We start from the raw sequence: 741 nt of genomic DNA on the forward strand, positions 1-741 counted from the left end.
CCACGACTTCAGATCAGGCGGCAGAAGATACGGCTGAGACCGGTCAAACGGGATGAAGCTGCTCATCTCACCACCTTACAACTTCACCTCTTCACAGGGTACCCCAACCCGACAGGCTGCTAGAGGGTGTTATGTACTTTCGTGCGCGATTGGTTCAGTAATGTTGAATGACGCAAGCCCGCAAGCCGTATCCATCTGACGTATCAGACGAAAAATGGTCGTTGGTTGTCCCGTATCTGGTCCTGATGCGTGAAGACGCGGAACAGCGGCGGCATGACTTGCGCGAACTGTTCAACGGGTTGCGCTACGTGATCCGCTACGGGATTGCCTGGCGCGCGATGCCAAACGATCTGCCGCCGTGGCCGGCGGTTTATCAGCAGTCTCGTCGTTGGATGGATGCCGGCTGCTTCGAGACGCTGGCCTGCGATCTACGTGCCGTCTTGCGCATGGCTTCCGGTCGCCAGCCGGAACCCACTGCAGCCATCCTCGACAGCCGAACATTGCGTTCGACACCCGAGAGCGGGCCTCGCGCCGGTTACGACGGGGCCAAACGCAAACGGGGCTCGAAGCTGCATATGGCTGTGGATACGCTGGGCCACCTGCTGGCCCTTCATTGTTGATTTTCACTGAGAACTGACCCGGGTAGGGCGGAAATTTTCATCGAGATTTGACCCATGCCTTCACACTCCCCGGCATCATCTGCTGGGGGGTTTTTGGAGTGATTGACATGGAGCTTCTGAG

At 57.9% G+C, this 741-nt stretch carries 1 pseudogene; it reads left to right on the forward strand.

Annotation, left to right across the window (positions count from 1 at the left end):
- Positions 1-167 precede the first annotated feature (167 nt).
- Positions 168-614 (forward strand): annotated as a pseudogene (locus tag KMAL_RS16720) (transposase); the annotation flags it as partial.
- Between the last annotated feature and the right edge of the window lie 127 nt (positions 615-741).

This window comes from Novacetimonas maltaceti (assembly GCF_002906255.1).
GTDB classification, from domain to species: Bacteria; Pseudomonadota; Alphaproteobacteria; order Acetobacterales; family Acetobacteraceae; genus Novacetimonas; species Novacetimonas maltaceti.